Genomic DNA, 12,617 nt, shown 5'->3' with positions numbered 1-12,617 from the left:
TCAAGATCGGGCGGCGGCGAGGATCATCTCCGCCCCCTTTTCCGCGATCATCATGGTCGGGGCATTGGTGTTGCCCGACGTGATCGTCGGCATCACCGAGGCGTCGATGACGCGCAGCCCGGCAAGGCCATGGACGCGCAATTGCGGGTCGACCACCGCGCGCGGACCGCTGCCCATGGCGGCGGTGCCGACCGGATGGAAGATGCTGCTGGCGATCGCGCCGATCCCTTCGAGCAGGGCGGCGTCATCCTGCCGCTCCGGGCCGGGGCGGAACTCCTGCGGCGCATAGGGGGCGAGGGCCGGCTGGCCGACGATCGCGCGGGTGACGCGCACCGCCTCGACCGCGACCTGGCGGTCTTCCGCCGCCGACAGATAATTGGGCCGTATGGCGGGCGGGGCGAGCGGATCGGCGGAATGGATCCACACATCGCCCCGGCTGTGCGGGCGCAGGTTGCAGACGCTGGCGGTGAAGGCGGGAAAGGCGTCGAGCGCACCGCCGAACGCGGCCAGGCTCAAGGGCTGGACATGATATTCGAGATTGGCGGTGGCATGGCGCGGATCGGATTTGACGAACATGCCGAGCTGGCTGGGCGCCATCGACAGTGGCCCGGAGCGGCTGGCGAGATAGTGCAGGCCCATCCACGCCTTGCCCAGCCATGATCCGGCTCGGCCGTTGAGGGTGGCGATGCCGTTCACCCGATAGGCGCAGCGTATCTGGAGATGATCCTGCAGATTTTCGCCGACGCCCGGCCGGTCGGCCAGCACGTCGATGCCGAGTGCGGCCAGTCGGGCGCCGTCGCCGATGCCCGATCGCTGGAGGATGGCGGGGCTGCCGATCGACCCGGCCGACAGGATGACTTCGCCATCGGCCTGCGCGGTGCAGGCGTCGCCATCCAGCAGGAAGCGCACGCCGGTGGCGCGGCCCTGCGCGATCGTCACCCGGTCGATCGTCGCGCCGGTGACGATGCGCAGATTGGGGCGGTTCATCGCCGGGCGCAGGAAGGCGTCGGCCGCGCTCCAGCGCCGGCCGCGCCGCTGCGTCACCTGAAAATAGCCCGATCCCAGATTGTCGCCGCCGGTGAAGTCGGCGGTTTCGGGCACGCCATATTGGCTGGCGGCCTGGCGGAAGCGGTCGAGCAGATCCCAGCGCAGCCTTTGCCGCTCGACCCGAATCTCGCCGCCCGCGCCATGGGTCGCGCTCGCCCCGTCCTGATGATCCTCCGCCCGCAGGAAATAGGGCAGGACATCGTCCCAGCCCCAGCCGATATTGCCGGCCTGGCGCCAGCCATCATAATCGGCCGCCTGGCCGCGCATGTAGATCATGCCGTTGATCGAACTGCTGCCGCCGATCACCCGGCCGCGCGGATAGGCGATGGCGCGGGCGCCAAGGCCGGCCTCCGCCTCGGTCTTCAGGCACCAGTCGGTGCGCGGATTGCCCATGCAATAAAGATAGCCGACCGGGATCTTTATCCACAGCCAGTCGTCCTTGCCGCCGGCCTCCAGCAGCAGCACGCGGTTGCGCGGATCGGCGCTCAGCCGGTTGGCCAGCACGCATCCCGCGCTGCCCGCGCCCAGGATGATATAATCCCAGCGGCCATAATCCCGGTCCATCGCCTCTCCTCTTGTGCGCGGACCATGGCCCGGCGGGGGCGGCGGCGTAAAGGGGCGGGGCGGGCGCGGTGGCGATATCTGGCCGGGCCATGGCCTGCAAACTGGTCATGGGCGCGGGCGGGCAAGGGGCTATGGCAGGCGGGTGACGGCACAGGAGGATGGCCCATGCAGATTGCGATACTGACGTTCGAGGGATTCAACGAACTGGACAGTTTCATCGCCGCCGCCATCCTCAACCGGATGAAGCCGCAGGGCTGGGCCGCCTATATCACCGCGCCCGACGAGACGGTGACGTCGATGAACGGGGTGAGGGTGCAGCGGCAGCGGCCGCTGGACTTTGCGGCGCAAGCGGACGCGGTGCTGATCGGCAGCGGCATCCGCACGCGCGAGATTGCGACCGATGCCGCGATGCTGGGCCGGATCGCGCTCGACCCGGCGCGCCAGCTGATCGGGGCGCAATGTTCGGGGACGCTGCTGCTGGCGAAGCTGGGCCTGGTCGGCGACCTGCCGGCCTGCACCGACCTGACCACCAAGCCCTGGGTGGTGGAGGCGGGGGTGCGGGTGATCGACGCGCCCTTCATTGCGCATGAGAATGTCGCGACGGCGGGCGGCTGCCTGTCGGCGCCCTATCTGGCGGCCTGGATGATCGCGCGGGGCGGATCGATGGCGGATGCGGAAGCGGCGCTCCATTATGTCGCGCCGGTGGGCGAGAAGGCTGATTATGTCGCACGGGCGCGGGCTGTGATCGCGCCCTTCGTGGAAGCGGTGCCGGCCTGACGATCGGCTATCTGCGCAGCAGGAACACTGCATGTTCGGCGAACAGATTGGCGTTCGCATGGGTGGTTTCCCGGTCGCCTTTCAGGAACCACTGGCCATCGATGGTCCAGCCGCGATCCTTCACCAGCGCGCGGAAATCATCCACCGTCACATGATGGATGTTGAGCGTGTCATACCAGGTGTCGGGCAATAGCCGCGTCACCGGCATGCGCCCGCCCCACAGCAGCGACAGGCGGCCGCGCCAATGGGCGAAATTGGGGAAGGAGACGAAGGCCTGACGGCCGATGCGCAGCAATTCCTCCACCACCAGGTCGGGACGCCGGGTCGTCTGCAGCGTCTGGCTGAGGATCGCATAGTCGAAACTGGCGTCGGGATAATAGGCAAGGTCGGTGTCGGCGTCGCCCTGCACCACCGACAGGCCACGGCCGACCGCAGCGGCGACATTGGAGCCGTCAATCTCCAGCCCGCGGGCATCGACCTGGCTGGTGTCGCGCAGCGCCGCCATCAGTGCGCCGTCGCCACAGCCGACGTCCAGCACCCGCGTGCCCGGCCGCACGGTGCGGGCGATCAGCGCAAGATCGGGGCGGAGGAGATCGCTCATGCCCGGCCACCGCGCAGGAAGCCGTCGACCACCCGGTTCAATTCCGGGCTTTCGAGCAGGAAGGCGTCGTGGCCGAAGGGGCTGGACAGTTCGACGAAGCTGGCCTGCGCGCCCGAGGCGTTGAGCGCATGGACGATCGCGCGGGATTCGGCGGTGGGATAGAGCCAGTCGGTGTCGAAGCTGACGAGGCAGAAGCGCGCCCGCGTCGCGGTGAATGCTTTGGCCAGCGATCCGCCATGATCCTCGGCTATGTCATAATAGTCCATGGCGCGGGTGATGTAGAGATAGCTATTGGCGTCGAACCGTTCGACGAAGCTCAATCCCTGATGCCGCAGATAGGACTCCACCTGGAAGTCCGCGTCGAAGCCGAAGGTCTTGGCGTCACGGCCCTGTAGCCGGCGGCCGAATTTCTCGGTCAGGCCCGCTTCGGAGAGATAGGTGATATGCGCCGCCATGCGGGCGACGGCGAGGCCGGCGCTCGGCACCTTGCCATCGGCATAATAGTCGCCGCCGCGCCAGAGCGGATCGGCCATGATCGCCTGGCGCCCGACTTCGTGAAAGGCGATATTCTGCGCGCTGTGCCGCGCGGTCGAGGCGATGACGACGCAGCGTTCGACCCGGTCGGGGAAGAGGGTGGGCCAGGTCAGCGCCTGCATGCCGCCCATCGACCCGCCGATCACCGCCGCCAGCCGATCGACGCCCAGATGGTCGAGCAGCATGGCCTGCGCCCGCACCATGTCGGCGATGGTCAGCACCGGGAAGCGCATCGCATAGGGATCGCCCAGCGCCGGATCGATGCTGGCGGGGCCGGACGATCCCATGCAGCTGCCGATGACGTTGGAGCAGATGATGAAATGGCGCGCCGGATCGACCGGCTTGCCCTCGCCCACCATCCGCCACCACCAGCCGGGCTTGCCGGTGACCGGATGATCCGACGCGACATATTGGTCGCCGGTCAGCGCGTGGCAGATCAGGATGACGTTGGATTTGTCCGCATTCATCTGCCCATAGCTTTCATAGGCGATGTCGACCGGGGACAGGCTGGCGCCGCTCGACAGCGGCAGCGGGCCGGGAAGGCGGGCCTGGCGGCGCAGGCCGAAACGTGTGTCAGGGGAAACGCTGGCCATGACATCGGGCTAAGACGAGGGAAAGAGGCTGTCAATTGGCGGGGCGGGGTGGCGATCGGCCTGCTCCGTGCCTAGATGGAGGGCATGACCGATCAGACCCGTCCGACCATCGTCGCCTATGGCCCGCTCTATCCCTATCTGACCGACCAGCTGGAGCAGCGCTTCACCGTCCATAATGTGACGGCGGACGCGGATATGTCCGCGCTGCCGGCCGAGGTGCTGGAGGCGCGCGCGCTGGTCAGCTTCGGATCGGTCGGGGCGCCCGCCACCATCATGGACGCGCTGCCGAAGCTGGAGATGATCGGGCTATTCTCGGTCGGTTATGACAAGGTCGATGTCGACCATGCCCGCGCCAAGGGCGTCCGCGTCACCAACACGCCCGATGTGCTGACCGACGATGTCGCGGACCTGGCCGTCGGCCTTCTCTATGCGACGGTGCGCAACATCGCGGCCAATGACCAGCTGGTGCGATCGGGCGGCTGGGCGCGGGGCGAGAAGCCGGCGCTGGCGGGTCGGGTGACCGGCGCGACCATCGGCATATTGGGGCTCGGCCGGATCGGCCGGGCGATCGCAAAGCGGCTGGAGCCGGTGGCGGGCGAGATCCTCTATCATAACCGCAAGCCGGCGGCCGACACCGCCTATCGCTATGTCGCCGACGCGATCGACTTTGCGCGCCAGAGCGATGTGATCATCGTCGCCACGTCGGGCGGGCCGGAAGCGGCCAAGCTGGTCGACGGCGCGATGCTGGACGCGCTCGGGCCGGACGGCGTGATCGTCAATATCAGCCGGGGCGGCGTGATCGACGAGGCGGCGATGGTCGACCGGCTGGCCGACCGGCGCATCGCCGGCGCGGGGCTGGACGTGTTCGCGCACGAACCGCATGTGCCCGAAGCGCTGTTCGCGATGGACCATGTCGTGCTGCAACCCCATCAGGGCAGCGCCACCGTCCACACCCGCAAGGCGATGGCCGACCTGGTGGTCGCCAATCTGGACGCCTGGTTTGCCGGAGAGGCGCTGCTGACCCCGGTGGTGTAGTATGGGTGGGAAGGGGACCGTCAGCTTTGGGCGCGCATGTGCCGTGGAGCCGTCGTCAATCGGACTTTTCTTCCGCCTGCCGAAATCGAGAGCGACGAGAAACCCATAGATAGCTTAAGGTCCACAATAGCCCGGTGCCCAAGGTGATCCAAACAAGCATACTTGCGGCTGAAAGCGCGTTGTTCTTATTCGGAGCAATTACGAAAAGCACAATCGGAATGACAAGCCCGATGACCGGTCCTAGCGCCATAGCCATCAACGGGTGATTCCGGCGAACAAGGACGCCTTCAATCGTCAGGGTTATCGCAAGAACTGCGAAGGCTGGCAGAGTCATAAACATGCCGTAGATTAGGAAAACGAAGAGAAATCCTTTGGCACCGCCAAATACGATACTCGTAAGGCTCAGTGCGACCAACCAAACGCCTAAAATCCTAAGAACCTGCATGTCGACCTTTCTGACGCTTCTCACAGCCGAGCAGCGCGTCAGCGATACTGCCTAGCACTTCTTAAAATTTTTCAGATCGACGGAATGTCCGCAACTGGTCGTTTCTTGCAAGTTCTAGCCGGGGTCATCCTGACGAAAGTCAGGATCCATTCTGCGCTATGGCGGATGGGGAGCGCTGAATGGATCCCGGATCAAGTCCGGGATGACGGAACCGGCGAGGTCCGCTTTTCTGACCGACGATCGAGCAAGCCGACGACAGTGAATGGCCGCTAGCCGTCCCTGCAATCTCAATGGAAGTCGCGCGATTTGGGCAGGATGCGCACGTCGCGGGGGTGACGGGCGGCAGGGGCGGCCTGTATCGGCGGTTCGGATTGCGACAATCGGTTGAGGTCGGCGGTGCGGTCATGGATGCGGCTGGCCATCAGATGAACGACGCCCTCCTTGCTGCGCTGCACCTCGCCCTCGACCAGCATCAGCCGGCTGGCCATGACCGGGCGGCGCTGCAGCTCGAACAGGCGCGCCCAGAGCAGGATATTGGTGATGCCGGTCTCATCCTCGATGGTGATGAAGACGGCATTGCCCTTGCCCGGCCGCTGGCGCACCAGCACCACGCCGGCGGTGCGGACGCGCGCGCCATTCTTCGCCGCGCTGGTCTGGGCGCAGCTCAGCACGCCTTCGGCCGCGAACACCGGGCGCAGGAACTGCATCGGATGGCCCTTGAGCGAGAGGCGGGTCACCGCATAATCGTCCATCACCTGTTCGGCGAGCGGCATGGCGGGCAGCATCGCATCCGCCTCCTCCCCCAGTTCACGCGCGGCGCGATCATGCCGGCGGGCGGCGGCGAACAGCGGCAGTTCGTCCGACGGGGTGCGCCGCGCCTCCCATAAAGCGGTGCGCCGGTCCTGCCCCAGCGAGCGGCAGGCATCGGCATCGGCCAGCAGCCGCAGCGCCCGCGCGGGCAGGCCGGCGCGCCGGGCCATATCCTCGATACTGGTGAAGAGGCCGCTCTCCGCCCGTGCCGCCACCATCTGCGCTGCCCATTGTTCACGGAAACCGTCGACCTGGCGCAGGCCAAGGCGCAGCGCCAGCGCCCGGCCGGTGCCTTCGCCCTTGTCCGCGCGGCGGCTGCGCAACAGCGGTTCCAGGCCATTGTCCCAGCCGCTCATATTGACGTCGACATCATGGATGGCGACGCCATGCTCGCGCGCGTCGCGGACCAGCTGGGCCGGGGCATAGAAGCCCATCGGCTGGGAATTGAGCAGGGCGCAGGCGAAGATGGCGGGCTGGTGGCATTTGATCCAGGCCGAGACATAGACCAGCCGGGCGAAGGACAGGGCATGGCTTTCGGGAAAGCCATAGCTGCCGAACCCTTCGATCTGCTTGAAGCAGCGCGCGGCGAACTCCGCCTCATAACCGCGCGCGGTCATGCCGTTGATCATCTTCTCGCGGAAATGATGGATGGTGCCGACATTGCGAAAGGTCGCCATCGCGCGACGCAGCTGGTTGGCTTCGGAAGGTTCAAATTCGGCGGCCGTAATGGCGAGTTTCATCGCCTGTTCCTGGAACAGGGGGACGCCATAGGTCTTGCCGAGCAGGCTCTTGAGTTCATCCGCCGGGCCATGTTGCGGGCTGGGCGAGGGATAGGTCACCTTTTCCTCGCCACAGCGGCGGCGCAGATAGGGATGGACCATGTCGCCCTCGATCGGGCCGGGCCGCACGATCGCCACCTGCACGGTCAGGTCATAGAGGGTGCGCGGCCTGAGGCGCGGCAGCATGTTGATCTGCGCCCGGCTTTCGACCTGGAACACGCCGATGCTCTCGCCCTTGCAGAGCATGTCATAGACGGCCGGATCGCTGGAATTGAGGTCTACGGTCAGGCGATGGTCGCCCAGCCCCTGGTCGCGCATCAGATCGAACGCCTTGCGAATGCAGGTCAGCATCCCGAGCGCCAATATGTCGACCTTCATCAGGCCGAGCGCGTCGATGTCATCCTTGTCCCATTCGATGAAGCTGCGGTCGGCCATCGCCGCATGATGGAGCGGCACCGTCTCGTCGAGCCGATTCTGGGTCAGCACGAAGCCGCCGACATGCTGGGACAGGTGACGGGGGAAGGGGGCGTCCAGCAACTGGCCGATCAGCGCACGGAGCTGCATGATTTGCGGGTTGTCGAGCGCGAAGCCGGCCTCGACGATGCGCTGGTCGCCGACATCGCCCGAATAGCTGCCCCAGACGGTGCTGGAGAGGCGGGTCGCGACATCTTCGCTGAGGCCCAGCACCTTGGCCACTTCGCGCACGGCGCTGCGCGAGCGATAATGGATGACGGTCGCGGCGATGCCCGCGCGATGGCGGCCATAGCGCTCATAGATATATTGCATCACTTCCTCGCGCCGCTCATGTTCGAAATCGACGTCGATGTCGGGTGGCTCGTCCCGCTCCTCCGACACGAAGCGGGAAAAGAGCAGGTCATGCTGTTGCGGGTCGACCGAGGTCACGCCCAGCAGGAAGCAGACCATCGAATTGGCCGCCGACCCGCGCCCCTGGCACAATATGCCCTTGCTGCGCGCGAAGGCGACGATGTCGTGTACGGTCAGGAAATAATAGGCATAGTTGCGCTCGCTGATCAGCTTGAACTCCTCGTCCATCAGCGTGCGCACCTTGTGGGGGATGACCGGGCCGTAGCGGGCATGGGCGGCGCTGACGGTCAGTTCCTCCAGCCATTGCTGCGCGCTCCAGCCCTCCGGCACCGGCTCGTGCGGATATTCGTAGCGCAGCTGGTCCAGGGTGAAGCGGATGGTGGAGAGGAAGCGGATCGTTTCGGCCACCGCCTGCGGACAGGTGCGGAACAGATGGGCGATCTCGGCCGGGGCATGGATATGGCGCTCGGCATTGGCCTCCAGCTTCCTGCCCGCCCTGGCGATAGTCGTGCCCTCGCGAATGCAGCTCAGCACATCCTGCAGCGGCCGCTGTTCGGGACTGGCGTAAAGCGCATCCATCGTTGCCAGCAGCGGAACGCCGGTCCGCGCCGCCAGATCGGTGAAACCGGCCAGCCGCCGCGCATCGCGCCCGTCGCGGCGCAGCGCGGCGCCCAGCCAGATGCGACCAGGGGCCAGGCGATGGAGGCGCAGCAACAGGGCTTCCAGTTCGGTCGGGCGCGGCGGCGGCACCAGGCTCAGATGCTTCTGGCGGATCGCCTCGCCGGGCGGCCGATCGGCAAATTCATAGTCGACCGGATGGGAATGGGCCTGCTGCTCGGTCGCGCTGGCATAGGGCAGGACGATCAGCTGCAATTCGTCGAGATGACCGGTCAGATCCTCATAGCGCAGGATGCAGTCGCCCTTGATCGAGCGGAGATTGCCGACCGTCAGCAATTTGGTGAGTTCGCCCCAGCCGCGCCGGGTACGCGGATAGGCGACGATGTCGGGCGTGCCGTCGACGAACACCAGCCGGGCGCCGACCACCAGGCGCAGGTCGCTCTCGCAGCCCTGTTCCTCTTCCGGGCTGAGCATGAGCGGCAGACCGGCCTCTTCCCTGGCCTTCATCAGGGCGGCGCGCGCCTTTTCCGGGGCCTTTTTGAGGGCGACATGGGCGCGGACCACGCCGGCGACGCTGTTGCGGTCGGCAATGCCGATGCCGGTGAGGCCCAATTCCATGGCGCGTTCCACCATGTCGCTGGCGTGGGAGGCGCCGCGCAGGAAGGAGAAATTGGTGGCAGCGACCAGCTCGGCGAAGGGGGGCTCGGCCGGTGCCGGGCGCGGCGGGGCGGGTTTGGTTTTTTCTCGGGCTGCTTCGATCGCGTTCAATTCGCGCCGGTCGATCGATCGGGGTTTGGCGGGATCGGGCGGTTGGCGCCGGCCGCTCATGCGAACAGGCCGTGGATATACCAGCCGGGATGGACCGTCTCTGCGCCATAGAGGCCGTGGCGGAAGATCCAGTAGCGGCGGCCGCGCGCATCCTCGACCCGGTAATAGTCGCGGGTGCGGCCGGTGCTTTCGCCCTCGATCGCGCCGTCCCTGGCCTGCCACCATTGCGGCGCGATCCGTTCCGGCCCCTCAAACCGGGTGATTTCGTGCAGGGTGCGGCGCCAGCGGAAACGATGGGGCGGGCCGTCGGGTACTTCCGCGATCACATCGATCGGCTGGGGCGGATCGAACAGATGGAGCGGGCGCATCGGCGGGTCGTCGGGCTCGCCGACCGGCGCCCAGCCTTCGGGTGCGCGATGCTCGACCGCCGGCAGTGCCAGCTGCGCCTGTTCGGGAATATGGCTGTCGCGCGGCTCCAGCCGCTGGATGCGGGCGCGCCCGGCACGGATCGACAGGCGATCGACCAGCGCCTCCACCCCCTCGCTCTTGCGGGCCTCGCCCCCTTCGAGCGCGAGCTGGGTCGGCGCCATCGGATCGGCGCGTGGCACGGTGAGGCGCAGCATGTCGAAGCCGAAGCCAGGGTCGAGCGGGTCGGACAGGCTGTCGATCCGTTCCTGGAACAGCCGCATGATCGCCGGCGCGTCGCGGATCGGCAGGCTGGTTTCGACCCGGATCGGGAAGGCGAGGCCATCGCTGCGGAAGAAGACCGCCTCGAACCGGCGACCGCCCTGGCCGCGCTCGGCCAATTGTTCGCCCGCTTCCGCCGCCATCTCCGCCACGACCTTGATCGCATGGGCGCTGCTGCCCATCGGTTCGGCAAAGCGCCGTTCGACCCGGATCGCGGGGCGCGGACGGCGCGGGGCAAGTGGGCGATGGCCCAGGCCCAGCAGCGCATGGAGCGCATCGACAGCCTCCTCGCCGAAGCGGGCGGCAAGCGCGGCGGCCGGGCGCGCGGCGAGATCGCCGACGGTGCGCAGTCCCGCCCGGCGCAGCGCCACCGCGCTTTCCGCCTCCAGCTCCAGCGCCTCGACCGGCAGGCGGCGCACCGCCGCATCCTCGTCCGGTGCTGGGGCGGCGGGGAAGCGGGCGAGTGCATGGGCGGCCTCGGGCGATGCGGCGATGGCGTGGCGCACGCGCATGCCATGCCGTTCCAGCCGGTCGGTCGCAGCCTGCGCCAGTTCCGCCTCGCCATCCCACAGATGGGCGCAACCGCTGATGTCGAGCATCAGGCCATGGCCGGAATCGAGCGCGGCATTGGGGGTGTAGCGGGCGCAACCGTCGCACAGGCGCTCCAGCCAGTCCTGGTCGCCATGGGGATCGGCCTCGAACACGCGCAGCTCCGGCTCGCGGGCGCGCGCATCGGCCAGCGTCATGCCGGGGGCGAGGCCCGCCGCCAGCGCATCGGCATCCAGCGTCGCGAGCCGCATCGCGCCGCGGACATTTTCCACCACCACCGCGGGCGCATCGCCCTGCGCGGCCCAGAGGTCAGGCCGCGCGATCCGCAGCCGATCGATCGGCAGGAAGGGGAACCAGAGCGCCAGATAGCGGCGCGCCGCCCTGCTGTCCGTCCTGTCCATGCTCATGGCGTTCATGCCGTCCGTCTCCAAAAGCCCCCTTTTCGCCATCCCATATCAGCCGCCAGGCCAGCCCGTCCGGCCCCGCCCGTCGCCGCAGCAGGCTGAGGGCGAAGGCGCTGTGCCCCGGCGCATTGCCGGGCAGCGGATCGGATGGGGCGGCCGCCACCTGCCAGCGGGTTTCCGCGGCGCTGGGCACCGGATTGCCGCCGACCCGCAGCAGGAAGGCGGTGACGCCCGATTGTTCGGCCGCCAGCGCCAGTCGTCGACTGGCGGTGAGGTCCAGCAGCGGGGCGCGCCCGCGCAATTCGATCAGCAGCGCGCCGAGGGCGGGGCAACGCAGCCCCTCCACCGCGGCGCGCAGCAGCATCGCCTCATCGGCCATCAGCCCGATCAGCAGCCGGGCCGGGTTTAGCCCCAGCGCGGCGAGGCCGGGGCCATAGGGCGATCCGCCCGCCCTGGCCGATGCCGTGGTGCGCAGCCAGAGCAGAGGTGCGTCATCCGCCGCCAGCCGGGCGAGGATCAGCGCCAGGCCGGCCGCCGCCCCTTCCTCCTCCGCCGCGCCGAACAGTTCATGCACGCGTCCGCGCAGGAGGCCGCCGTCGAGCGCCGCGTCCAGCCCGGCATGGCCGGTCGCAAGCCGGGCACAGCCGGCCGTCGGCGCTGGCGTCCGGTCCAGCGCCGCGATATGCCGCTTCAGCGCGGCGAGACTTTTGATCGACTCGCTCATTGCATTTGTTCCTGATATGTTCTTATTTCACTTCATTGGCTGCCCGAGTCAATCCGCTTGCCAATCCAGAGGACAAAGAAGGATTTCCCGATGACCGACACCGCCCGCAAACGCGCCGATTTCCGTGCCCTGCACCAGGATGGCTTTTTCCTGCTGCCCAATGCCTGGGACGCGGGCAGCGCGGTGCGGCTGGCGAAGAAGGGTTTTCGCGCGATCGCTTCGACCAGTGCCGGCGCGGCCTGGGCGGCGGGCAAGGATGATGGCGAATTGGGCCGCGACGCGGTGCTGGCGCATCTGGAGATGCTGGTCGCGGCGACCGACCTGCCGGTCAATGCCGATTTCGAGAATGGTTTTGCCGATGTGCCCGAGGATGTCGCCGCCAATGTGACGCTGGCGGCGCAGACCGGCATTGCGGCCCTGTCGATCGAGGACTGGTCGGGCAGCGCGCTCTATGACCTGCCGCTGGCGGTGGAGCGGATCGCGGCCGCGCGCGAGGCGATCGACCGGATCGATCCGGCGCTGATGCTGGTCGGGCGCAGCGAGAATTTCCGCGTGCCCGGCATGGCGCCGAGCGAGAGCATCGCCCGCGCCGTCGCCTATGCGGAGGCGGGCGCCGACTGCCTGTTCGTGCCCTTTCTGCTGGACCATGGCGCCGTCGCCGAACTGGTCGCGGCGGTCGCGCCCAGGCCGGTCAATGTCGTCATCCATGACTATGACGCGGCCGGCATCGCCGCGCTGGCGGCGCTGGGCGTGCGCCGTTGCAGCATCGGCGCCAGCCTGGCCCAGATCAGCTGGGCGGCGTTCGACGATGCGGCCGCACGGTTGAAGGCAGCGGAGGGGTAAGGCTCCGGAGGTGG

10 protein-coding genes are annotated in these 12,617 nt (G+C 67.7%); 3 read left to right on the top strand and 7 right to left on the bottom strand.

Annotation, left to right across the window (positions count from 1 at the left end; genetic code table 11):
• Entirely contained in the window at positions 1-1,611 is a 1,611-nt protein-coding gene (locus U0025_RS17095) for a GMC family oxidoreductase (protein ID WP_004208668.1), read from the bottom strand.
• A gap of 165 nt (positions 1,612-1,776) precedes the next feature.
• Between U0025_RS17095 and U0025_RS17090 the strand changes: the two genes are divergently transcribed.
• The gene (locus U0025_RS17090; RefSeq protein WP_004208667.1) at positions 1,777-2,388 is read left to right on the top strand and encodes a DJ-1/PfpI family protein; all 612 of its coding nucleotides are present in this window, start codon (positions 1,777-1,779) and stop codon (positions 2,386-2,388) included.
• A gap of 7 nt (positions 2,389-2,395) precedes the next feature.
• On the opposite strand, the gene metW is transcribed toward U0025_RS17090, so the two are convergent.
• Both metW and metX read right to left on the bottom strand, forming a co-directional pair.
• Entirely contained in the window at positions 2,396-2,989 is a 594-nt protein-coding gene (gene metW / locus U0025_RS17085; protein ID WP_004208666.1) for a methionine biosynthesis protein MetW, read from the bottom strand.
• Positions 2,986-4,116, bottom strand: a complete 1,131-nt coding sequence (gene metX / locus U0025_RS17080; RefSeq protein WP_004208665.1) for a homoserine O-acetyltransferase MetX — start codon at positions 4,114-4,116, stop codon at positions 2,986-2,988. Before metX ends, metW begins: the two co-directional genes overlap by 4 nt.
• A 75-nt stretch (positions 4,117-4,191) precedes the next feature.
• On the opposite strand from metX, the gene U0025_RS17075 reads away from it, so the two are divergent.
• Positions 4,192-5,151, top strand: a complete 960-nt coding sequence (locus U0025_RS17075) for a 2-hydroxyacid dehydrogenase (RefSeq protein WP_037490556.1) — start codon at positions 4,192-4,194, stop codon at positions 5,149-5,151.
• 55 nt (positions 5,152-5,206) lie between these two features.
• Here U0025_RS17075 and U0025_RS17070 read toward each other — a convergent pair whose 3' ends face one another.
• The 4 genes from U0025_RS17070 to U0025_RS17055 form a co-directional block, all read right to left on the bottom strand.
• Positions 5,207-5,596 carry a hypothetical protein gene (locus tag U0025_RS17070; protein WP_037490553.1) on the bottom strand — a complete coding sequence of 130 codons (390 nt, stop codon included), beginning with the start codon at positions 5,594-5,596 and terminating at the stop codon, positions 5,207-5,209.
• A gap of 287 nt (positions 5,597-5,883) precedes the next feature.
• Positions 5,884-9,456 carry an error-prone DNA polymerase gene (locus tag U0025_RS17065; RefSeq protein WP_004208662.1) on the bottom strand — a complete coding sequence of 1,191 codons (3,573 nt, stop codon included), beginning with the start codon at positions 9,454-9,456 and terminating at the stop codon, positions 5,884-5,886.
• Entirely contained in the window at positions 9,453-11,048 is a 1,596-nt protein-coding gene (locus U0025_RS17060) for a Y-family DNA polymerase (RefSeq protein WP_254792330.1), read from the bottom strand. The genes U0025_RS17065 and U0025_RS17060 overlap by 4 nt, the downstream gene beginning before the upstream one ends.
• Positions 10,942-11,760 carry an ImuA family protein gene (locus U0025_RS17055; RefSeq protein ID WP_004208660.1) on the bottom strand — a complete coding sequence of 273 codons (819 nt, stop codon included), beginning with the start codon at positions 11,758-11,760 and terminating at the stop codon, positions 10,942-10,944. The genes U0025_RS17060 and U0025_RS17055 overlap by 107 nt, the downstream gene beginning before the upstream one ends.
• Positions 11,761-11,850: 90 nt before the next feature.
• Between U0025_RS17055 and U0025_RS17050 the strand changes: the two genes are divergently transcribed.
• Entirely contained in the window at positions 11,851-12,603 is a 753-nt protein-coding gene (locus tag U0025_RS17050) for an isocitrate lyase/PEP mutase family protein (protein ID WP_004208659.1), read from the top strand.
• Positions 12,604-12,617: the final 14 nt, after the last annotated feature.

The organism is Sphingobium yanoikuyae, assembly GCF_034424525.1.
Classification (GTDB): Bacteria; Pseudomonadota; Alphaproteobacteria; order Sphingomonadales; family Sphingomonadaceae; genus Sphingobium; species Sphingobium yanoikuyae.
Note: the sequence above shows the minus strand (reverse complement) of the source record. Positions and strands in the feature narration are given on the sequence as shown.